Source organism: Actinobacillus vicugnae, from assembly GCF_901687125.1.
GTDB classification, from domain to species: domain Bacteria; phylum Pseudomonadota; class Gammaproteobacteria; order Enterobacterales; family Pasteurellaceae; genus Actinobacillus; species Actinobacillus vicugnae.
On record NZ_CABFJY010000048.1, the window covers coordinates 72,885 to 93,681 of the forward strand.

The 20,797-nt window shown below is 40.3% G+C and carries 19 protein-coding genes; 6 read left to right on the forward strand and 13 right to left on the reverse strand.

All coding sequences use genetic code 11. The annotated features are described in order from the left end of the window. Window positions 1-47 precede the first annotated feature (47 nt). The 6 genes from dapD to F8M47_RS10975 form a co-directional block, all read right to left on the reverse strand. Window positions 48-872 carry a 2,3,4,5-tetrahydropyridine-2,6-dicarboxylate N-succinyltransferase gene (gene dapD, locus F8M47_RS10950; protein ID WP_005609322.1) on the reverse strand — a complete coding sequence of 275 codons (825 nt, stop codon included), beginning with the start codon at window positions 870-872 and terminating at the stop codon, window positions 48-50. Between the two features lie 187 nt (window positions 873-1,059). Then, the gene (locus F8M47_RS10955; protein WP_150540112.1) at window positions 1,060-2,100 is read right to left on the reverse strand and encodes an LLM class flavin-dependent oxidoreductase; all 1,041 of its coding nucleotides are present in this window, start codon (window positions 2,098-2,100) and stop codon (window positions 1,060-1,062) included. Between the two features lie 93 nt (window positions 2,101-2,193). After that, the gene (locus F8M47_RS10960; protein ID WP_150540113.1) at window positions 2,194-2,994 is read right to left on the reverse strand and encodes a DUF4143 domain-containing protein; all 801 of its coding nucleotides are present in this window, start codon (window positions 2,992-2,994) and stop codon (window positions 2,194-2,196) included. Window positions 2,995-3,283: 289 nt separating this feature from the next. Next, window positions 3,284-3,595, reverse strand: coding sequence for a heavy-metal-associated domain-containing protein (locus F8M47_RS10965; RefSeq protein ID WP_150540114.1), 312 nt, complete (start codon window positions 3,593-3,595; stop codon window positions 3,284-3,286). Continuing rightward, entirely contained in the window at window positions 3,592-3,945 is a 354-nt protein-coding gene (locus F8M47_RS10970) for a mercuric transporter MerT family protein (protein WP_150540115.1), read from the reverse strand. The genes F8M47_RS10965 and F8M47_RS10970 overlap by 4 nt, the downstream gene beginning before the upstream one ends. Further along, window positions 3,917-5,017: a transglutaminase-like domain-containing protein gene (locus F8M47_RS10975; protein WP_150540116.1), complete on the reverse strand. Its 1,101-nt coding sequence runs from the start codon at window positions 5,015-5,017 to the stop codon at window positions 3,917-3,919. The genes F8M47_RS10970 and F8M47_RS10975 overlap by 29 nt, the downstream gene beginning before the upstream one ends. Window positions 5,018-5,292: 275 nt before the next feature. Between F8M47_RS10975 and F8M47_RS10980 the strand changes: the two genes are divergently transcribed. Further along, entirely contained in the window at window positions 5,293-6,129 is an 837-nt protein-coding gene (locus F8M47_RS10980; RefSeq protein ID WP_150540117.1) for a Cof-type HAD-IIB family hydrolase, read from the forward strand. A gap of 53 nt (window positions 6,130-6,182) precedes the next feature. On the opposite strand, the gene F8M47_RS10985 is transcribed toward F8M47_RS10980, so the two are convergent. After that, the gene (locus tag F8M47_RS10985; RefSeq protein ID WP_150540118.1) at window positions 6,183-7,424 is read right to left on the reverse strand and encodes a paraquat-inducible protein A; all 1,242 of its coding nucleotides are present in this window, start codon (window positions 7,422-7,424) and stop codon (window positions 6,183-6,185) included. Between the two features lie 233 nt (window positions 7,425-7,657). Between F8M47_RS10985 and ilvC the strand changes: the two genes are divergently transcribed. Next, window positions 7,658-9,139 (forward strand): ketol-acid reductoisomerase, encoded by a 1,482-nt coding sequence (ilvC, locus tag F8M47_RS10990; RefSeq protein ID WP_150540119.1) that lies wholly within the window; start codon window positions 7,658-7,660, stop codon window positions 9,137-9,139. Window positions 9,140-9,332: 193 nt separating this feature from the next. Here ilvC and F8M47_RS10995 read toward each other — a convergent pair whose 3' ends face one another. The 6 genes from F8M47_RS10995 to F8M47_RS11020 all read right to left on the reverse strand — a co-directional run bounded on the left by F8M47_RS10995 (window position 9,333) and on the right by F8M47_RS11020 (window position 15,595). Continuing rightward, on the reverse strand, window positions 9,333-10,739 hold the full coding sequence (locus F8M47_RS10995; protein ID WP_150540120.1) for a surface lipoprotein assembly modifier: 1,407 nt from the start codon (window positions 10,737-10,739) through the stop codon (window positions 9,333-9,335). A gap of 58 nt (window positions 10,740-10,797) precedes the next feature. Further along, window positions 10,798-11,631: a Slam-dependent surface lipoprotein gene (locus F8M47_RS11000; protein WP_150540121.1), complete on the reverse strand. Its 834-nt coding sequence runs from the start codon at window positions 11,629-11,631 to the stop codon at window positions 10,798-10,800. Window positions 11,632-11,831: 200 nt separating this feature from the next. Further along, window positions 11,832-12,902 carry a sulfate/molybdate ABC transporter ATP-binding protein gene (locus F8M47_RS11005; RefSeq protein WP_150540122.1) on the reverse strand — a complete coding sequence of 357 codons (1,071 nt, stop codon included), beginning with the start codon at window positions 12,900-12,902 and terminating at the stop codon, window positions 11,832-11,834. 10 nt (window positions 12,903-12,912) lie between these two features. Next, the gene (gene cysW, locus F8M47_RS11010) at window positions 12,913-13,728 is read right to left on the reverse strand and encodes a sulfate ABC transporter permease subunit CysW (protein WP_150540123.1); all 816 of its coding nucleotides are present in this window, start codon (window positions 13,726-13,728) and stop codon (window positions 12,913-12,915) included. A gap of 28 nt (window positions 13,729-13,756) precedes the next feature. After that, window positions 13,757-14,566 (reverse strand): sulfate ABC transporter permease subunit CysT, encoded by an 810-nt coding sequence (gene cysT / locus F8M47_RS11015; protein ID WP_150540124.1) that lies wholly within the window; start codon window positions 14,564-14,566, stop codon window positions 13,757-13,759. A 24-nt stretch (window positions 14,567-14,590) separates the two neighbouring features. After that, on the reverse strand, window positions 14,591-15,595 hold the full coding sequence (locus F8M47_RS11020; RefSeq protein WP_150540151.1) for a sulfate ABC transporter substrate-binding protein: 1,005 nt from the start codon (window positions 15,593-15,595) through the stop codon (window positions 14,591-14,593). 272 nt (window positions 15,596-15,867) lie between these two features. Between F8M47_RS11020 and cysG the strand changes: the two genes are divergently transcribed. The 4 genes from cysG to F8M47_RS11040 all read left to right on the forward strand — a co-directional run bounded on the left by cysG (window position 15,868) and on the right by F8M47_RS11040 (window position 20,789). Next, window positions 15,868-17,310 carry a siroheme synthase CysG gene (cysG, locus tag F8M47_RS11025; RefSeq protein ID WP_150540125.1) on the forward strand — a complete coding sequence of 481 codons (1,443 nt, stop codon included), beginning with the start codon at window positions 15,868-15,870 and terminating at the stop codon, window positions 17,308-17,310. A 328-nt stretch (window positions 17,311-17,638) separates the two neighbouring features. Then, window positions 17,639-18,373 carry a phosphoadenylyl-sulfate reductase gene (locus tag F8M47_RS11030; RefSeq protein WP_150540126.1) on the forward strand — a complete coding sequence of 245 codons (735 nt, stop codon included), beginning with the start codon at window positions 17,639-17,641 and terminating at the stop codon, window positions 18,371-18,373. A 76-nt stretch (window positions 18,374-18,449) separates the two neighbouring features. Further along, on the forward strand, window positions 18,450-19,376 hold the full coding sequence (gene cysD / locus F8M47_RS11035; RefSeq protein ID WP_150540127.1) for a sulfate adenylyltransferase subunit CysD: 927 nt from the start codon (window positions 18,450-18,452) through the stop codon (window positions 19,374-19,376). Window positions 19,377-19,496: 120 nt separating this feature from the next. Next, window positions 19,497-20,789: a sulfate adenylyltransferase subunit 1 gene (locus F8M47_RS11040; RefSeq protein ID WP_150540128.1), complete on the forward strand. Its 1,293-nt coding sequence runs from the start codon at window positions 19,497-19,499 to the stop codon at window positions 20,787-20,789. Window positions 20,790-20,797: the final 8 nt, after the last annotated feature.

The window sequence follows — 20,797 nt, forward strand, 5'->3', positions numbered from 1 at the left end:
AAAATAAAAAAAGGCACAAGCGAGGAGCTTGCGCCATCAGTTTCAAATTACTCTTCGATAGTACGAAGTAGTTCGTTGATACCCACTTTACCTAAAGTTTTAGCATCAACTTTTTTCACGATCACTGCGCAATATAAGCTGTATTTACCACATTTTGATGGAAGGCTACCTGAAACAACTACAGAACCTGCTGGTACACGACCGTAGTGAATTTCGCCTGTTTCGCGGTCATAAATACGAGTTGATTGGCCGATAAATACGCCCATTGAAATTACACAGCCGTCTTCAACGATTACACCTTCAACCACTTCTGAGCGTGCGCCGATAAAGCAGTTATCGCCGATGATTGTTGGGTTTGCTTGTAATGGCTCTAATACACCACCGATGCCCACTCCACCAGATAAGTGAACGTTTTTACCGATTTGTGCACATGAACCTACGGTTGCCCAAGTGTCCACCATTGTGCCTTCGCCTACGTATGCACCGATGTTCACATAAGATGGCATTAACACACAGTTTTTAGAAATATATGCGCCTTTACGCACTGTCGCTGAAGGCACTACACGGAAACCTTCTTGTGCAAAGCGTTCTTCAGTGTAATCTGCAAATTTTAACGCTACTTTGTCGTAGTATTTTGTTTCTGCACCATCAATGATTTGGTTGTCATTGATACGGAATGAAAGTAATACCGCTTTCTTTAACCATTGATGAGTAACCCACTCACCGTCAATTTTTTCTGCGACACGATATTTACCGCTATCTAAACCTTCGATAACTTGTTCGATTGCTGCACGAGTTTCAGCATCAACCGTTTTTGGTGTGATTTCAGCACGACGTTCGAATGCTGCTTCAATAATTGCTTGTAAAGACATTGTTGTGTTCCTTAAATGTGAATGGGAAAGAGAGAAAAAATTGCCCCAATTTTTAACATAAATAGCCATTTTTTTCTACTAGAAAAAAGATAATCGGTTAGATTGGCAAACTTTTTTGCAAAATTTCCGCCAAATCTGACCGCTTGTATTTATAAAGGGCAATCTATCGTTGATAAAAGTATGAGAATTAGGCGAACTTATCTACAATTTCTTTTAACAAGCGGTAAGATTTTGCTTGTTTTTGCTCATCGTAGATATAACTTACCGCCATAATTTCATCAATGGCTACACGATCAGCAAGCTGTGTCAACTGCGCTTTTACTGTTTCTGGCGCACCGACTAAAGTGCAAGCGGTCATTTGTGCTACTACAGCTTTTTCTTGTTGATAAATCGGAATTTCATTTAAATCAACGGGGCCAAAATGCAATTCATTTTCTCTACGGCTGAAGTTTTGCCACACTTCGGTATTACTTGCCATCGGAGGCTGTAAATTTTGCTGAGCGTTGGTGACTACGTTAATAAAAAATTGAGTTTGTGTGGTCGCTAATTGCTGCGCTTCGCTATCGGTATCCGCCACAATCGCATTTACGCCCATAATGACATAAGGTTTTGCCAAGTGAGCAGAAGGCTTGAAATAACGACGATAAATTTCGACCGCCTCTACCATCATGCGAGGTGCAAAATGTGCCGCAAATGCATAAGGCAAACCAAGTTCAGCCGCAAGATAAGCACTTTCTGTGCTAGAACCTAGAATATAGAATGGCACATCTAATCCCGCTGCAGGGTAAGCAGAAACCAGATTGGTATTCTCAAAATAGCCACGTAATTCCGCTATTTCATCGGGAAACTCAAGATGTTTTGCCCCACGACGCAACGCATTTGCGGTACGCATATCTGTACCAGGCGCTCTGCCTAAGCCAAGTTGAATACGGTTTGGATAAAGCGTCGCAAGCGTGCCGTATTGTTCCGCAACGATATAGGGACTATGGTTTGGCAACATCACTCCGCCAGAACCAACCGCAATTTTCTGCGTATTGGCTAAAGTGTGCTGAATCAGCAACGCCGTTGCAGAGCTGGCTAGATTTTTCATATTGTGATGCTCTGCAATCCAATAACGAGCGAGATCTAATTCTTCCGCTAATTGCGCCAGTTTAATCATTGACTGCATCGCCTGTGCATAATTTTGCCCTTCACGCACAGGGACGAGATTTAAAATAGAGAGTTGCATATAAATAAATCCGAGTGTGATAAATAAAAAAGTAAAGTGGTGCAAAAATATCATTTTTTACACCGCTTATAAAAGATTAATTGGTAATAACCATTATTCATTTATTAGCCAATCTACTACATATACTACAGGTACGCCGTCAATTTCTTTTTCAGGTTGGTATCTGCCTGTAATCAATATTTTGCGGTAATTATCGCGAATATGTAGCAAATTATCGGTCTCGTGTGTGTTGTTAGGCATATCGTAAGCGACTTGAACATATAAAATTTCATCTGTTTTACGGGCGATAAAGTATTTTGCGTTGGTTTTTAGATAGCCCTTGCCACGAATATCGTATTGTTTTGCTTTGTAAAACAGAAACGCATTTTCCAATAATTCCAAATACTTATTGATCGTATGATTAGAGGTTGGCACCCGCTCGGAAGTGAGTGTGTTACTAATTTTGTTTGGGTTCACCAACTGTCCTACATTATCGGCTAAAAACAAAATCACGTTTTTAAGAATATGTGTATATCGAACGCTTGCTCGATGAGCAATATCATTTAGCACGATAGAATCAAAAATACCTGATAAAATCGTGTCTTTCAGCATTTCATCAGCCAGCACGACACTTGGAAAACCGCCGTATTTTTCGTATTCCACATATACCAGATCAACCAAACATGATTGCAGGTCGATATTTTTTTGCGTAATAAGCACTTGAAAATCATCGGGATTTTTCACCCGTTGATACTCAAAACTCTCAAAATTAAGATAAATAATGCTTTCTGCTGATACGCCTTGGCTCTGTAAATAATCCCGATATTGCATTAGCAATACGGATTTTCCTGAATGACGAACACCAGAAATGACTTTTATAGAGTCAGTATCTTTGAATTGGAAGTGTAGTTCCAATTTTTATGACTTGTATGTAAGTTGGAATTGTAATTCCAATTTTAGGATCGCTACCAAATTCTCTTTCTAAACACGATATTGCCAGTAAGCGATAAACCCTATTTTAAAAAGAGTGACATGGCTTTATCGTTATCTGCCAGTTGTATAGATTGAAAAAGTTTCAATTATACTTGAAACTTTTTCGATAATTGCTTTCAGTTTCATTTATAAATGAAACTGAAAGCATAGGGGAGTTGTTTGGCTGGTACGGGAAAGCGCACCATGAACTGTACAAAAGATATGCGTAAATTTAAATTTGCTTAGCGCTATAACCGAGTTTTTCGATCGCTTTGATCATCTGTTCTAGCGAGCTGCTTTCTGTCGCATGAATTTTTACGGTGCGCTCTTTCATATTGGCTTTGGTGGAAAGCACGCCGTCAAGCGCACGTAATTCTTTATTCACCAAATAAACACAAAGTTGGCAGGTCATTTCTTTAATATAAAAATTCACTTCTTTTTGTGCTTGTTGCTCAACAGTAGCATTATTGCTCGCTACGTTTTCAGCATAGACAAGCGGTGAAATTCCCACAGAAAAAAGCAAAGTAAACAGTAATTTTTTCATTCTAACACCCAAGGTAAAACAAAAGGATAGCTGAGGAAAAACAGAATAATCGCAAAAGTAATCCAATATAAAATTATCAGGGTACGGCGCGAGCAATATTTGGTACAGATAATTTTCTTAGAAAACATCAGTAACCAAAAACCGTAACCGAACGACCCTAGCGAGATAAACAGCAACGGTAATTGCAAATATTCATATTCGCTTAAGCTGATTAGCCACGGCGAAGAAACACCGAAAATCAGATAAACTAGTGGGGCAATGCAGCATAAGGTTGAGCTCACTGCCGCCACAAGTGCAGCGGTGAGTGACGCGAAAAAGCGCTTATTTGAGTTCTGTTGAGATAAGCTCATAGCCAAACTCTTTTGCGTCAAATGAATTAAGCGGATCGTCCCCAACTTCGGCATACGGATAGCCAAAATTATTGATTGGCGTTAATTCAGGTTGTGGATATAAGTCAAAATCACGTGCGTGGTTAAAGCCCATCCAGTTTGCTTCCCAGTTGCCAAATAAATATTTGGCGACCGCTTGTGTATCAGGATCGTTGACCGCTTTTTTCTCGGCTAAACGCATTTTCGCTACATCAGCAGAATCCACAGGCACCCAGCCAAAACCAGCTAAATAAAATTCGGCACGGCAATGTTGTCCTGTATTTTCGTTCGCTATGCCATCTTTGGCGCTACCGAAGGCGGTTTGTGAATATTTTGACATTTTTGGTGCTGCACCTAAGCGAATCCCAAACACTTCTCGTGCGGGAATATTAGAGGCACGCGCTAACGCCACAAATACCGAGTTAATATCGGTACATTTGCCTTTGAGTACGCCAGTGGTGAGCATTTTCTCCACATCGCCATCGCCACAGCCTAACACCGAGTTATCACGCTCCATATTTTCAACAATCCATTGATGGATTAACGCTGCTTTTTTAAGCGGGTTTGTTTCATTTCCCACAATTTTATCGGCAAATTGCTTCACAATGCCGTCAGTTTTGATATGTGTTGTCGGTTTAAGATATTCTTGCACATCTACTGAATAAATGATGTTTTCTGGCACTTGGTAATTAGCGAGCGCACCTGTTGCCATTGGTTCACGATCTTTAGTCTGCACTACTAATTTCACTTTTAATAAACGTTTTTGTGCCTTTTCATCCCAATTGGCAAAGAGGGTTTTGGCGCCATATTGATTATTTTCGGTGATATAAGCTTTATTGTAGTTGCCTTCAAACTCAATGGATTTAACCTCTTGATAGTCATTGCTAAATGGCAACGGCACCCATAAATTGGTTACACCTTTTGAGCCTTGTGGCACAACTAAGTCATAGCTCTGGTCAAATTGATAAGTATGTATGGTGGTGTTTTGGTTTGGTAGTGGGTTTGCAAATGCAGTAGAACTTGCCAGTAAGCTGGCTAAAAGCAATTTTTTCATGAGGAATCCTTAAAATAAACAAACTTGTTATATTTCATTCGGAATGAATGAGAACGAGACAATAATAGATTAAAAACTATGAATAAGGAAATGGTTTATTTTTTGATTGCCTTCACAGTTTTGACGATAGCCCTTTGCAAGCGGTTAAATTTCTGTATAAATTTGCAACTGTAAAATACTTAGGGTGTTACGTTAATTCGGCAAGCCTAAGCAGAACGATACATAAGTATTTGTTCTGCTTAGGCTTTTTTGTTGCTTTTAGCAAGGGGTAGGTTATGGCGAAAGATGTTAGTAAATTAATTTTTTTAGATGTGGATGGGACGTTGGTGAATTATCAAAACCAAGTACCGCAATCAGCGATTAATGCGATTCAGCAAGCACGCCAAAATGGGCATAAAGTGTATATTTGTACTGGGCGTAGTCGTGCGGAAGTGTCGCCTGAATTATGGGATATTGGTTTAGATGGCATGATTGGTGGAAATGGTAGTTATGTAGAACATCACAATCAAGTTGTGTTACATCAGCTGATTCCTGAAGAGGTGGCGCACAGAGTCGTCGACTGGCTTATCGCACGCAAATTAGAATTTTATTTAGAAAGCAATAATGGCTTATTTGCTAGCGCTAACTTTGAGCAACGAGTAGAGCCTGTATTAGAAATTTATACCGCTCGCAAAGGCATTGCCAATAAAGGTGTGCGGGAGTTGATGCACGGTATTGTGTTTGACGGCGAGCTATATCGTAATGATTTAAACAAAATTAGCTTTATTTTGGAAAGTTACCAAGATCACTTAGATTCCAAACAGGCATTTCCTGAATTAAAAGCAGGAACGTGGGGCGGAGTAGGGGAGGTCGCCTTATTTGGTGACTTGGGAGTAAAAGATATTTCTAAGGCTTATGCCATTGAAGTCTTGCTTAAATATTTGAATATGCAACAAGCAGACACTTTTGCTTTCGGTGATGCTAAGATTGATATCCCAATGCTAGAATTTTGCCAAGTTGGCGTTGCAATGGGAAATGGTGGCGAAGAAATCAAAGCCATGGCAGATTATATTACGGATGATGTCGATCAAGACGGTTTAGCAAAAGCTTTCCAACATTTTGGGCTTATCTAAACAAACAAGCGGTTAAATTTTGCCAGTTTCAATAAAAATTTAACCGCTAATTTTTACGCTTGTGACTTGTGAGAATAGTGAATACGCCACAACATTCGAGCGTCTAAATTACTTGAGGCGATCATCGTCAGAAATACCGCCGCACCAAAGAAAAATGCCGCATCACCCACGGAAAAACTGAGAATTTGTCCTCGTTCTAATAATGACATCATTAGTGCTAATACAAATAAATCCAGCATCGACCAGCGACCAACAAAATGGACGTAATGTAGCGCTTTCATTTGCCAGTGAATTGGATGTTTCCACTGATAATGAATAGCGAGTAACAAATATAAAATAATTGCCACTTTGCTAAATGGCACTGCAATACTTGCAATAAAAACAATAGCGGCAACACTATAACTGCCCATTCCAATAAACGTTAATACCCCTGAAAAAAGCGTATCCGCTGAAACCGAACCTGCTAAACCTGTTGCAGAAATGGGTAAGGTATTGGCGGGAATCATCATAACCACACCTGCAATTAAACAAGCCCATACGCGTTGGAGTTTTACATTATCGGAAATCGCTAAATTGCTTTCGCAGCGCGGGCAACGTTGGCGACCTTTTAAATCGACAATTTTTTCATCAAAGGTATATTCGCAAGTAGGGCAAAGCGACGGATGAGTTGGATAGCCCTTCGGTAGTAAATGATATTCGGGGTAAAAATATGTCCAAGCTGCTTTTGGATCGATTTTGATAAATAATAAAGTGGTTAATACCGTAACGATCACAAACGCACTCAAATGAATGCTAAAGCTAAGATCCGCATAATCACGAATTTTAAATGCGGCAACGGCTAATGCAACCAGATACACATCTAACATTACCCATTCTTGAATTTTGGATAACAGTATAAGGGTATAGCGAGGGCGATGCCCAATCCATTTCTGGATCTGAATTAATAATACCAATGTTGCAAATGAAATTGGGAATACGACAGAGCAAAGCAACACCATAAATGCAGTATAAGGGTAGCCCTCGGTTGCCATTTTCCATACGCCACCCCAGACGGTGGCGTGCACGGGCATACCAAGTAAATCAATGCTCATTAGCGGAAAAGTCAGCGCAAATGGCAATAAAATTAAAATAGCGAGAGCTATGATCGCACAACGGCGTAAATTCCAGCTATTTGCAGGGCGCAATACGTCGTGGCAATTGGGGCAAACTGAAGTCTGGAACGGCAAATCAACAGGCACTTCCACAATCGTTTCACACTCAGGACATTGCTGTAAAGTTATCTTATTTATTTTCATCTATTTTTCCTATTTTTTAGCCATGCTATTTTCTACTTTATACGAGACATTGCAAGCGGTCATTTTTTGCTAAAATTTCGCAATTGTAATTGCATATTTTGCAATTTTAAATCGCAATAATATCAATTTACGCAATGTAAAAAACACATATAATCGGTTGCATACAAAATAACAATGTGTAAACACAACATCATATATACACACCAACATCATACAAAATAAGGAAGCACAAAATGGCTAACTATTTCAATACATTAAACTTACGTCAAAAATTAGACCAATTAGGTCGTTGTCGCTTTATGGATCGTGAAGAATTTGCAGATGGTTGCAATTTCTTAAAAGGTAAAAAAGTGGTTATTGTAGGCTGTGGTGCGCAAGGTTTAAACCAAGGTTTAAATATGCGTGATTCAGGCTTAGACGTAAGCTATGCATTACGTGCAGAAGCCATTGCAGAAAAACGTGCGTCATTTACTCGTGCATCTGAAAACGGTTTTAAAGTTGGCACATACCAAGAATTAATCCCAACGGCAGACCTTGTTATTAACTTAACCCCAGACAAACAACACTCAAAAGTAGTGGCAGACGTAATGCCGTTAATGAAACAAGGTGCTGCGTTTGGTTATTCACATGGTTTCAACATTGTTGAAGAAGGTGAGCAAATCCGTAAAGATTTAACCGTCGTAATGACCGCACCAAAATGCCCTGGCACAGAAGTGCGTGAAGAATATAAACGTGGTTTCGGTGTGCCTACCTTAATTGCAGTTCACCCAGAAAATGACCCGAAAGGCGAAGGTTTAGCAATTGCTAAAGCATGGGCATCTGCAACAGGTGGCGACCGTGCAGGGGTATTAGAATCTTCATTCGTAGCGGAAGTGAAATCTGACTTAATGGGCGAACAAACTATCCTTTGCGGTATGTTACAAGCAGGGTCTATCGTATGCTACGACAAATTAGTGGCAGAAGGTAAAGATCCAGCTTACGCAGGTAAATTAATCCAATACGGTTGGGAAACTATTACTGAAGCGTTGAAACAGGGCGGTATCACATTAATGATGGATCGCTTATCTAACAGTGCAAAACTTCGTGCATTCGAGCTTTCAGAACAAATTAAAGAAGAATTAGCGTTCTTATTTGAAAAACATATGGACGATATCATCAGTGGCGAATTCTCATCAACAATGATGGCAGACTGGGCAAATGGTGATGCAAACTTATTAAAATGGCGTGAAGCAACAGGTAAAACCGCATTTGAAAATGCACCAAAAGCAGACGGAATCAAAATTTCTGAACAAGAATATTTCGATAACGGTGTAGTTATGGTGGCAATGGTGAAAGCGGGTGTAGAACTGGCATTCGACACAATGGTGGCAAGTGGTATTTATGAAGAATCAGCATACTATGAGTCATTACACGAATTACCATTAATCGCAAATACCATTGCACGTAAACGTTTATACGAAATGAACGTAGTAATTTCAGATACAGCAGAATACGGTAACTACTTATTCTCACACGTAGCAACTCCAATTCTTGCAGAGAAAATTATCCCGAACTTACAAAAAGGTGATTTAGGTGAACCAACACCAGTAGTAGAAATCGACAACGTATTATTACGTGAAGTAAACGATGCAATTCGTAATCACCCAATTGAGTTAATCGGTCAAGAATTACGTGGCTATATGACAGATATGAAACGTATTTCTTCACAAGGTTAATTGATATTCAAGGAAGCTTATTTCATGAGCCACACCTTAAAAGTTGGATCATCTTTCCAACTGAGAAGGTGTGGCTTTTTTATTGGTTTTAAAACATTTTCAGCTTTTCGGATGAACACTAAAGTTTGGGTAGCGTAGTATCAACTCAACCCTTAACGGTAGGGTTCGCTTATTTTTGAGAGGGGCTTATTTATTAAAACAGTTTTTCCAATGTCATAAACACTTCTTGATTACGGCGAGAGTAAAAATCGGCAATATTACTATCGATTTTTTGGTAACGGAAATTCAGCTTCGGCACAATGCCTTTATAATGCCACGCTCGATTCCAAATCGCCAAGTTTCCTTGATATTCCTTATCTTGTCGCTTATAGCCAAATAGATAGTGGTTATCTGCAAAATAACGTTTCCCAAATGCAACATTAGCTTGCACCGCCCAGCTATTCGTTTGATAAATCGCTCCAATTCTTACTAACCATTTATTTGAGCTTTGTGCCTTCTCGCGTGTTATTTCACGGCTGGCTTGAGCATTTGCAAAAAATCGCCAGTTTTTGACCGCTTGCCACTGCAAACTCCCCTCAAGTTGGTTTTTATAGCCATTGTAGCGATGAGCAAGTAACGGCTCAAAATAACGTTTTTGCGAATGGCTAATACCTCCAGAAAGTAGCCATCTATCATTTAAGATACGTAAGCCGTTTAATTTTGTGCCAAATTGATAGTTATAGCGTGAGCTACTAAGCCAATTTTGCTCAATAAAAGGCGAAAAGCTAACACGGTAATTCGCCTGGCGATAACTATATTGTGGCGAGACAGACAGCGATTGTTCACTGTAATCGTGATTATCCCAATAATAAACTCCGTTATAGTTCAACGCGATCCCAACAAAATGATTGCCTACAATATTCCACTTTTTACTTAGTCCAAGACCATAACGCAATCCTTTGGCAGATTGTGGCAGGCTCTCTTTATTTTTATGGAAAATTCGCCCATTCACATTGACTGTTGGGGAAGTTGCAGCATTATTCACATTATCGGTTTGGGTGTATTGCAGATACACATCGTGCTGCCAATTTTCCTGCTCTGCGATTTGTGCTTTAGTTCGTTCTGCAATGTTTTTCAAATCCGCAGGTAACTTAGAGGCAATCTTGTTAAAGGCTTGCTCTGCATCACGATATTGTTGGTTTTCAGCCAAAACTAATGCTAAATCAAAGTGTGGATAAAGCAAATCGGGTTGTTTCGCTAACAAAGAGCGATAATGGAAAATAGCTAATTGATGATCTTTCTGTCCATAAGCTAAGGCAGCTAAACCGTAATCGAGCAAAAGCGGATCTTGATTAGGCTGCTTAGCATAATCATTTAGCAAAATATCTAACTGCTGCCAATTTTGGCTTACAATGGCTTGATTAATCTGCTGTTCAATACTTTTGCCACTTATCTGCGTTTGGTAAGCGGTTATCTTTTGCGCTTTTTTTGCAAAATTTTGCTCAAATTTAACCGCTTGCTGTTGTGGCTCAAACACGATTGGATCGGTGTTGTGTTCAATCACATTTTCAGCAAAAGCCGTGGAACTAAAAATAGGTAATAAGAGTAATGTTTTTTTCATAATAAAAAAGAAATGCCGTTTAGTGTTTAAACGGCATTAGAATTAGTATTCAAAAGGGCTATTTTTCAATATCATATCGTGTCCCAGCGACACCTAAGCTATAACCTTTTTCTTGAGATGTAGGCTTCATCTCAATTTTTCCTGCAATTTCTTCTGCATTTGGTCCGAAGAAGCTAAAGTTGTAAGTACCTGTCTCAGAATTTTCTATTTTTGCAGTAGAAGAAATTTGATTCTGCGTTATCTTTCCTTGCTCTAAGTCAATTGAGCGACCATTATCTCTTTCTACCTTGCCAGAGCCTTCCTGTTTAGCAAAATCTACATCGTAGCTCAATTTGCCACTGAGTTGAGGATTCTTACCGAAAGAATCAAAGGCTTCACCTACATAGGTTGCTTTTCCTTCACTAGGGAGTTTCTCTGTTTTTAAGCCTTTTACCTCAACAGAATCACTAAAATGGGTAGAATCTGTTTGAGTTTTTGTGACAATGACTAACGAATAAGGTTGGTTGTAAATTGAGCTTTGAGTGTTTTTTCCATCTTTTTGTTCAGTGGTCGGTGTTCTTAGACCGTAATTATTGTCAGAAACCCCTTTTTCTTTTTTAGCTTTTTCTAAAGCATCCCAATCAATCTCTGATTGATCATTTTTAGGTTGAGTTTTGGGATTATTTTGAGGCTGGTTTTTTACCTCATTTTTAGGTTGAGTTTTGGGATTATTTTGAGGCTGGGTTTTTACCTCATTTTTAGGCTGAGTATTGGTATTACTTTGAGATTGAATGTTCTTTGGTGATGTTACATTCTCCTTTTGTGGTTTGGTAGATGTTGCGCTATTTCCGCTAGAACCGCTACAAGCAGATACCAATAACACCAAACTTGCCAACGCTACTTTTTTAAACATGATCTTTCTCCTTTACAAAAAGTACTTATCATACATAACACACTGTCATGTAAATTAATGTATATTATATAGAAAAACTAAAATACACTCAAATGATTAATTTACTTTTATAAAAATTCGACTAGCAATAAAACTAAAAGGACTGCGTTCAGTGCCATACTGAAATCAGTCCTGTAATTAGCGTTTAGCATTTATATTAGTTAAATCATAAACTCAATTAATTCATTTTGAACAAAGAAGTTAAGCAATAGCGGGTGGAAATAAACGTCGTCGCCTACGCTAAAACGTTCATACTCAAATTGAGCGTAGCTGACGGATATTTCAATTGGATCATGATTTTTATGTAGCACTTCTAAAAATACTGTTGGGCCTGCGGTGTGCACACGTGCGACAGTACCTTTTAACGCATTGTCTACTGGCATTTTGCTGATCGCAATTTCATGTGGGCGCACATAAACCACTACATCATCAGCAGTATAGCAATTTGCAATTGGCTTTTTAAAGTTATCAATATGCAAAGTACCCGCCAAAATATAACCATGCAAAATATTTACATCGCCTAAAAAATTCGCAACAAATGCGGTACGAGGCTGTTTATACACCTGTTCTGGCGTACCAATTTGCTCAATTTGCCCTTTATTCATCAAAATAATTTTATCGGCTACTTCCAACGCCTCATCTTGGTCATGGGTCACAAAAATGCTGGTTAAATTGATTTCATGATGAAAATCACGCAGCCAGCGGCGCAAATCTTTACGCACTTTAGCATCTAAAGCACCAAATGGCTCATCTAGCAATAGTACTTTGGGCTCGGTAGCAACTGCTCTTGCTAAGGCAACACGTTGACGTTGTCCACCCGAAAGCTGATCGGGATAGCGCTTTGCAAGGTGTTCAAGCTGAATCAGTGCTAGCAAATTTTTGACTTTCGCTTGAATTTCGGCTTCAGATAAACGCTCGTGTTTAGGTTTCATACGTAAGCCGAACGCAATGTTATCAGTAATGCTCATATGGCGAAAAAGTGCGTAATGTTGAAACACAAAACCGATATCTCGTGCTTTGGCGGAAAGATTAGTGACATCGCAATGGTCAAACAAAATTTGACCGCTTGTTGCACTTTCAAGCCCCGCAATAATGCGTAACAACGTGGTTTTGCCACAGCCAGACGGCCCGAGTAAGGCAGTTAGCTCGCCATTTTGAATACTAAAATCAATATTGTTTAACGCTTGGAAGTGTTCAAACTGCTTATTAATTTGTTTTACGCTAATCGCCATAATTTCCCCACTATCGTGCTAATTTCGCCTCTGTCCATTGGCGAATAAATAATAAAATTAAAGATAAACCGAGCAATAAAATCGCAACGGAAAAGGCTGCCACAATGTTGTATTCGTTATATAAAATTTCGATTTGGAGTGGTAAGGTATTGGTTAAACCTCGAATATGCCCCGATACCACCGAAACAGCCCCAAACTCGCCTAACGCACGGGCAGTACAAAGTACTACGCCATGCAATAATGCCCATTTAATATTGGGTAAGGTGATGTGATAAAAAATCTGCCAGCCATTGGCGCCAAGTACGCTTGCCGCTTCTTCTTCGGTGGTGCCTTGTGCTTCCATTAACGGAATTAGTTCCCGTGCTACAAAAGGCACAGAGACAAATAAAGTGGCTAAAACCACGCCTGGAATTGCATAAATAATTTGAAAATCAACCGCTTGTAAATGTGGATAGAGCCAACTTTGCGCGCCAAACAACAGCACGTAAATAAGCCCTGCTACTACAGGTGAAATTGAAAAAGGTAGATCGATCAGAGTTAGTAAAAATTGCTTGCCTCTAAATTGATATTTGGTGACTGCCCAAGCAGCAGCAATGCCGAAAATAACGTTAAGCGGCACAGCGATTGCCGCCGCTAATAGGGTTAATTTGAGCGCTGAAATAGTCTCTTCTTCGCTAATTGCTGCAAGGAAAAAATTTACGCCTTTTGCCAAACCTTGTGAGATCACCACTAATAACGGCAGCAATAAAAAAATGGAGAATAACGCCACTGCCAAAGCAATTAAGAGTGTTTCAACAAGCGGTCGTTTTTGGGGTAAAAATTGCATTTTGTTATCCTTTAACATGAATTGCCTGTTAGCCTGTGCGTTTTGCAAAGTAGCGCTGGATAATGTTAATTGTAAAAATCAGTACAAATGAAATGAGTAGCATCAAAGTGCCAATAGTGGCAGCGCCAATGTAATCGTATTGGTCAAGCTTCGACATAATCACAAGCGGTAGAATTTCAGTACGAAATGGCAAATTCCCAGAGATAAACACTACCGAGCCGTATTCACCAATGCCACGTGCGAAAGCGAGGGTAAAACCTGTAATCCAAGCGGGCAAAATGGCAGGGAAAATCACATAGCGGAAGGTTTGAAATGCGTTTGCACCTAAAATTTCTGCCGCTTCTTCCACATCGCTCGGTAAATCTTCGAGTACAGGTTGTAGTGTTCGTACCACAAAGGGCAGTGTTACAAACAAGAGTGCCAACGTAATACCCAGCGAACTATACGCAATTTTCGTTTCAAAAAATTGCCCGATAATGCCATTACGAGAATAAATTGCAGTTAGTGCAATTCCTGCCACTGCCGTAGGAAGTGCAAATGGCATATCAATAAACGTATCCATAAAGCGTTTGCCCCAAAACTGGTAGCGCACCAAAACCCAAGCAAGCAGTAAGCCAATAAAACTATTAATCAGGGCGGCACTGAAAGCACTTTGAAGAGAAAGCCTAAGTGCAAGCAATAATTGGCGACTGGTCATTAGCTTTATAAATTGCTCCACAGAAATTTGTGCTGAGAAAATAAATAATCCAGCCAGTGGAATCAGCACCACAAGGCTAAGAAATGTTAGAGTATAACCAAGTGAAAGATTAAAACCTGGAATAATTCGGGTTTGGTTCATTGTATTTCCTTATCAAAACAGCTGTTATTGATAAATCTTTTCTAAAATTTGATCGAATATGGCGCCATCATCAAAGAATTTCGGTTGAATTAATTGCCACCCTCCACCAAAAATATCGTGCATGTTTAGCAATTTCAAATTAGGAAATTGTTGGCAAAATTCTGCTAAAATCTGACCGCTTGCAGGGCGGTAATAATGCTTAGCAATCAGGCGCTGAGCGGGCATACTATACAAATAGTGCAGATAAGCTTCCGCTTGTTTACGAGTGCCTTTTTTATCGACCACACTATCAACCCAAGCCACAGGTGGCTCAGCTAGAATCGAAACTTTCGGGGTGATAATTTCAAATTCGCTACCGCCTTCTTCTTGTAGCGCTAAATGTGCTTCATTTTCCCAAGCAAGCAATACATCGCCCAATCCACGCTGAAGAAAGCTCATTGTTGCCCCTCTTGCCCCTGTGTCTAACACAGGCACTTGTTTATACAACTGTGTCACAAATGCCAGTGCTTGTTGTTCATTGCCAAACTGATCGAGCGCATACGCCCAAGCAGCTAGAAAATTCCAACGTGCGCCACCCGAAGTTTTCGGATTGGGCGTGATCACTTCAATATTGGGATCTCGCACAAGATCTTGCCAATCATGGATCTGTTTTGGATTGCCTTTGCGTACTAGAAATACAATGGTGGATCGATACGGCAAGCTACGTTCAGCTAAGCGTTGTTGCCAGTTTGGTTCAATTAAATTTTGCTGTTTGTTTAGTGCATCAATGTCCCCTGCTAATGCAAGGGTTACCACATCGGCTTGTAAGCCATCAATTACGGCGCGCGCTTGTTTACCTGAGCCACCATGTGAGGTTTTTATCGTAATTTGTTCACCTGTTTGCTGTTGCCAATGATTGGCAAATAAGCGGTTATATTCTTTGTATAACTCACGGGTGGGATCATAAGAAACGTTTAACAACTCAACTGCAAAAGTTGGTGCTGAAAGCAGTAAACAAGCGGTTAAAAAACAGAATTTTTTTACAATCATCATATGAAATCCTCATCTTGACTAAAAATCTAACCGCTTAATCTGCTTTAGCAAAGAACTGAAACTTCCCTTATATAGCGTTATGGAATAAAAATGAGTGGCAACATCAAAAATGTTTGGAGTAAATCAAAGTAGTATTGAGTAATGCTTTTAAATATCGGTGTTATTCCAAAAGACTCTAATCTATATCCTGTTATTATTTTTCAGAATAATAAATTTCTCTTATAACTTAGCGCATGATAAATGGCTCGTTTTGAGTAAGTGGGGAAAAGATGAATTACTTACCAATCTTTGTAGATTTAAAAAATCGTCCAGTACTGGTAGTTGGAGGTGGACACGTCGCAGTGCGCAAAATAGATGCGCTGTTAAAAGCTGGTGCAAACGTGAAAGTAGTGGCAACGGCTTTACATAAATCATTGCAACGATTGGTGGAAGCCGAACAAGTAGAATGGCTGGCTAAGCAGTTTGACGCTGAGCAAGTGAAGCATGCCTATTTGGTGATTGCTGCTACAGACGATAATGCGTTGAATCAACTTGTATTTGAAACGGCGGAAAGTCAACAGCGTTTGGTGAATGTGGTGGATGATCAACCTCGTTGTAGTTATATTTTCCCTTCGATTATCGATCGCTCACCCGTACAAATTGCGATTTCAAGCGGCGGTGCAGCGCCTGTATTGATTCGTTTATTACGTGAAAAATTAGAAGCGCTTATCCCGCAAAATTTAGGAGAAATGGCAGAGATTGCCACTCGCTGGCGTCATGCAGTAAAAGCAAAATTCCCGCAATTAACTCAACGCCGTCGCTTCTGGGAAAAATTATTTACTCATCAAGCGTTTCAGCGTTTAACGGAAAATCATCAAACTGTGCAAGCGGAAGCGCTATTGAATGTTGAATTACAGCGAGATAACCCTGTATTAGGTGAAGTCGCTTTAGTTGGCGCAGGGCCTGGTGATGCAGGTTTATTAACGCTCAAAGGCTTGCAAAGTATTCAGCAAGCAGATGTTGTGCTATACGATGCGTTGGTTTCAGATGCTATTTTAGAATTAATTCGTCGCGATGCGGATAAAGTGTTTGTCGGCAAGCGTGCAGGTAAACACAGCGTAAAGCAAGAAGATACCAATCAGTTATTAGTGAAATATGCTAAACAAGGCAAACGAGTCGTGCGCTTAAAAGGTGGGGATCCGTTTGTGTTTGGACGTGGTGGCGAAGAATTGGAAATTTTAAAAAGTGAAAATATTCCATTTAGTGTCGTGCCAGGTATTACCGCCGCACTTGGTGCAACCGCTTATGCAGGGATTCCGCTAACTCACCGAGATCATGCACAAACTGCGATGTTTATTACAGGGCATCTCAAACCAGATGGCAATAAACTCAAGTGGGAAACCCTCGCTCAAGGCAATCAAACGCTAGTGGTTTATATGGGCATGATTAAAGCTGCCGAACTAGCTATTGAGCTACAAAAATATGGTAAGCCAGCAGAGACGCCAGTTGCGATTATTAGTAACGGTACCTTACCCACCCAACAAGTTCAGACTGGCATATTAAGTGAGCTTGCCAGCCTTGCAGAAAATGCGCCAACGCCAGCACTGATTGTGATTGGTGAAGTCGTGAAATTGCAAAAAGATCTTGCATGGTTTGGCAAAGAAGCGGTGCAATTTGTCTCAACCCAAGAAACACTTTGGAAGCCAGAAAGCCTGTTGAAAAAAGCGGCTTAATTGCAAAATTTGAGGAGAAAATGACCGCTTACTCTGTGAAACAAGCGGTCATTTTTATAGTAAAAAAGCAAATAGTGCGCAACTTTCTTGATTTTGTTGTGTGCTGAAGCATTCGGCAAAACAGAATAAAAAATTGCGCTATATTCCAAAACGCTATAAAAAACTTAAGGTATTTTGATTTTTATCATCTGGCACAAGATTTTTGGTTTTTTATTCCAAAAGACTCTAATCTATATTTCCTTATTATTTTTCAGCATAACGATTTCCGCTTATAACTATCCTTACTTGAGCAAGTTGCTCGTTGAATTAATAAATTTGTGGGAGTGATATGAGCTTTGTTAGACCAGCCTTATGGGAGATTCCAACCCCTTCAGAAGCGGACTTTGTAAATCTTTCCGAAAAAGAGACCGCTTTATATGAGCGTATTCAGCATATTAGCCAACAGCATCACCATGCAAAATTCGCCAGCAGTTTGGCGGTAGAAGATATGGTCATCACCGATGCGATTGCTAAGAGCCAAGCCAATATTGCGGTATTTACCCTAGAAACAGGGCGTCTGAACCCTGAAACATTGGCGCTGGTGGATAACGTTAAAGCGAATTACCCCAATCTACATTTTCAACTTTACTATCCTGATCCCGAAAAAGCAGCGGAATACGATCGCCAAAAAGGCAAATTCGTCTTTTATGAAAGCGTGGAGTTACGCCGTGAATGTTGTTTTATCCGCAAAATTGAACCGCTTAATCGAGCGTTACAAGGGGCTGATGCGTGGCTTACAGGGCAACGCCGAGAACAGTCGGTGACTCGTAGCGAACTTGCATTTCATGAGCCAGATAGCGGACGTGGCATTGATAAATATAACCCGATTTTTGATTGGTCGGAGTTAGAGGTTTGGGCGTATATCTTAAAACATCAAATTCCATATAACGAATTGTATAAACAAGGTTTTCCAAGTATCGGCTGTGAGCCTTGTACTCGCCCAGTGAAAGCGGGAGAAGATATTCGAGCAGGTCGTTGGTGGTGGGAAAACAAAGACAGCAAAGAATGTGGGTTACATAAATAATTCGTAGGGTGTGTTTGAACGCCCCATAGATAATCATTTGGTGCGTTAAAACGCACCCTACAAAGGAAGCATCAATATGACAACACAAAATAATATCGAAAACGGGCATTTAGATTGGCTTGAGGCGGAGTCCATTTACATTATTCGTGAAGTGGTTGCGGAATGTAGCAACCCCGCATTACTGTTTTCTGGCGGCAAAGATTCCGTGGTGTTATTAGCATTGGCACGCAAAGCATTCCAACTTGAAGGGCGAGCGCTTGTATTGCCCTTCCCTTTGGTGCATATCGACACAGGGCATAACTATCCTGAAGTGATTCAATTCCGTGATGAACAAGTGAAAAAACTGAATGCAAAATTGGTCGTTGGTCACGTTGAAGATTCAATAGCCAAAGGTACAGTGGTATTACGCAAAGAAACCGATTCTCGCAATGCCGCACAAGCGGTTACTTTATTGGAAACAATCGAAGCGCACGGTTTTGATGCACTAATGGGGGGGGCAAGACGTGATGAAGAAAAAGCACGTGCTAAAGAGCGAATCTTCTCATTCCGTGATGAATTTGGTCAGTGGGATCCGAAAGCACAGCGCCCTGAATTATGGTCGTTATATAACGCTAAATTGCATAAAGGCGAAAATATGCGTGTATTTCCGATTTCAAACTGGACAGAGCTCGATATTTGGCAATATATCGAACGTGAAAAATTGGAATTACCGCCAATTTATTATGCTCATCAACGTGAAGTAGTAGAACGCAATGGCTTGTTAGTACCCGTTACGCCTTTGACGCCCAAACAAGCAAACGAGCAAAGCAAAGTGGTTTCTGTGCGATTCCGAACCGTTGGTGATATTAGCTGTACTTGCCCAGTGGCAAGTATCGCTGCAGCTCCAGCCGATATTATTAAAGAAACTGCCGTTGCGGAGATTTCCGAGCGTTCTGCTACTCGTATGGATGACCGGGCCAGCGAAGCGGCGATGGAACAGCGTAAAAAGCAAGGGTATTTCTAGATATTGTTACTTTATTCGCTTTGCGCTGCCAAAGAAAGGGAACCCAATTTGCCCCAGTGGAGGGCTCAATATGTAACCTTGTACGGCTTTGCCGTGCTAGGAATAAAAGGATAATAAATTATGAGCAATTTAAACCAATATGCACCACTTCGTTTTATTACAGCAGGTAGTGTGGACGATGGCAAAAGTACGTTAATTGGGCGCTTACTTTACGATAGTAAGGTGTTGTTAAGTGATCAGCTGCTAAGCCTTAATAAATCAAAAAATGCGGGGGAAGTGATTGATTTCTCAATTCTGACAGATGGTTTAGAAGCGGAACGTGAACAGGGTATTACGATTGACGTTGCCTACCGCTATTTCTCTACTGCTAAACGCAAATTTATTATTGCCGACACGCCAGGGCATGAACAATACACTCGCAATATGGTAACAGGTGCTTCAACTGCAAATGCAGCGGTAGTATTGATCGATGCTTCACAATTAGATTTTAGCCAGCCAGAATTGGAATTATTACCACAAACTAAACGCCATTCAGCAATTCTGAAACACCTAAATACCCCGTATATTTTGGTGGCGGTAAACAAAATGGATTTGCTTGGTTTTGATATTGCAAAATTTGAAGCAATTACGACCGCTTACCGTAAATTGGCAACACAACTTGGCATTGAGCAGGTGCAATTTGTCCCCGTTTCAGCCTTGCAGGGCGATAATGTTGTGCATAAAAGTGAGCGTACGCCATGGTACGACGGTGAGCCATTACTCAGCATTTTAGAAAACTTACCGAGCAATGAAAATTTATCAGAACAAACGAGCGATTTTCATTTTCCTGTTCAGTTAGTGAGCCGATTAGATCAGGACAAAGCGGACGATTTTCGTGGCTACCAAGGCAGAATTGAAGCGGGTTCGGTGGCTGTAGGCGATACAATTCGACTTGAGCCAAACGGCTATACTGCTAAAGTTTCAGAAATTATTAGTCCAAATGGTATCGTACAACACGCAAGTGCAGGCGAGCAAGTGACTATTCGTTTAGCGGATGATATTGATATTTCTCGTGGCGATACTTTTGTCGCTGAACATTCGCCCGTAGTTGCGACCAAGCGTTTAACCGCAACAGTGTGTTGGTTTGACCAACGAGCGCTTAATCCAGCACGCAAGTATCTACTTAAACACACCACCCAAACGGTATTTGCAAAAGTTGTAGCAATTGATCACGTGTTAGATGTAAAAACGTTGAGCAATTCATCTGAAGCGGATAGCTTGAAATTAAATGATATTGGCGAGTTACAAATTAGCTTACAAAAACCAATTACTGCGACAACTTACGCACAAAATCCTGCAACAGGCTCATTTATTTTGATTGATGACGCAACCTATCATACTGTAGCTGCGGGAATGATTATTGCGTTTGAATGAAGCTGAGG

What these genes read in the sequence shown, in the direction of transcription:
- F8M47_RS10970 (WP_150540115.1), bottom strand. Translation starts at nt 3,945, where the DNA reads ATGAGCTTATCTCAACAGAACTCAAATAAGCGCTTTTTCGCGTCACTC.
- F8M47_RS10980 (WP_150540117.1), top strand. Translation starts at nt 5,293, where the DNA reads ATGGCGAAAGATGTTAGTAAATTAATTTTTTTAGATGTGGATGGGACG.
- F8M47_RS10955 (WP_150540112.1), bottom strand. Translation starts at nt 2,100, where the DNA reads ATGCAACTCTCTATTTTAAATCTCGTCCCTGTGCGTGAAGGGCAAAAT.
- cysD (WP_150540127.1), top strand. Translation starts at nt 18,450, where the DNA reads ATGACAACACAAAATAATATCGAAAACGGGCATTTAGATTGGCTTGAG.
- F8M47_RS10995 (WP_150540120.1), bottom strand. Translation starts at nt 10,739, where the DNA reads ATGAAAAAAACATTACTCTTATTACCTATTTTTAGTTCCACGGCTTTT.
- F8M47_RS10965 (WP_150540114.1), bottom strand. Translation starts at nt 3,595, where the DNA reads ATGAAAAAATTACTGTTTACTTTGCTTTTTTCTGTGGGAATTTCACCG.
- dapD (WP_005609322.1), bottom strand. Translation starts at nt 872, where the DNA reads ATGTCTTTACAAGCAATTATTGAAGCAGCATTCGAACGTCGTGCTGAA.
- F8M47_RS11040 (WP_150540128.1), top strand. Translation starts at nt 19,497, where the DNA reads ATGAGCAATTTAAACCAATATGCACCACTTCGTTTTATTACAGCAGGT.
- cysW (WP_150540123.1), bottom strand. Translation starts at nt 13,728, where the DNA reads ATGCAATTTTTACCCCAAAAACGACCGCTTGTTGAAACACTCTTAATT.
- F8M47_RS11000 (WP_150540121.1), bottom strand. Translation starts at nt 11,631, where the DNA reads ATGTTTAAAAAAGTAGCGTTGGCAAGTTTGGTGTTATTGGTATCTGCT.
- F8M47_RS10975 (WP_150540116.1), bottom strand. Translation starts at nt 5,017, where the DNA reads ATGAAAAAATTGCTTTTAGCCAGCTTACTGGCAAGTTCTACTGCATTT.
- ilvC (WP_150540119.1), top strand. Translation starts at nt 7,658, where the DNA reads ATGGCTAACTATTTCAATACATTAAACTTACGTCAAAAATTAGACCAA.
- F8M47_RS10985 (WP_150540118.1), bottom strand. Translation starts at nt 7,424, where the DNA reads ATGAAAATAAATAAGATAACTTTACAGCAATGTCCTGAGTGTGAAACG.
- F8M47_RS11005 (WP_150540122.1), bottom strand. Translation starts at nt 12,902, where the DNA reads ATGGCGATTAGCGTAAAACAAATTAATAAGCAGTTTGAACACTTCCAA.
- cysG (WP_150540125.1), top strand. Translation starts at nt 15,868, where the DNA reads ATGAATTACTTACCAATCTTTGTAGATTTAAAAAATCGTCCAGTACTG.
- F8M47_RS11030 (WP_150540126.1), top strand. Translation starts at nt 17,639, where the DNA reads ATGAGCTTTGTTAGACCAGCCTTATGGGAGATTCCAACCCCTTCAGAA.
- F8M47_RS11020 (WP_150540151.1), bottom strand. Translation starts at nt 15,595, where the DNA reads ATGATTGTAAAAAAATTCTGTTTTTTAACCGCTTGTTTACTGCTTTCA.
- cysT (WP_150540124.1), bottom strand. Translation starts at nt 14,566, where the DNA reads ATGAACCAAACCCGAATTATTCCAGGTTTTAATCTTTCACTTGGTTAT.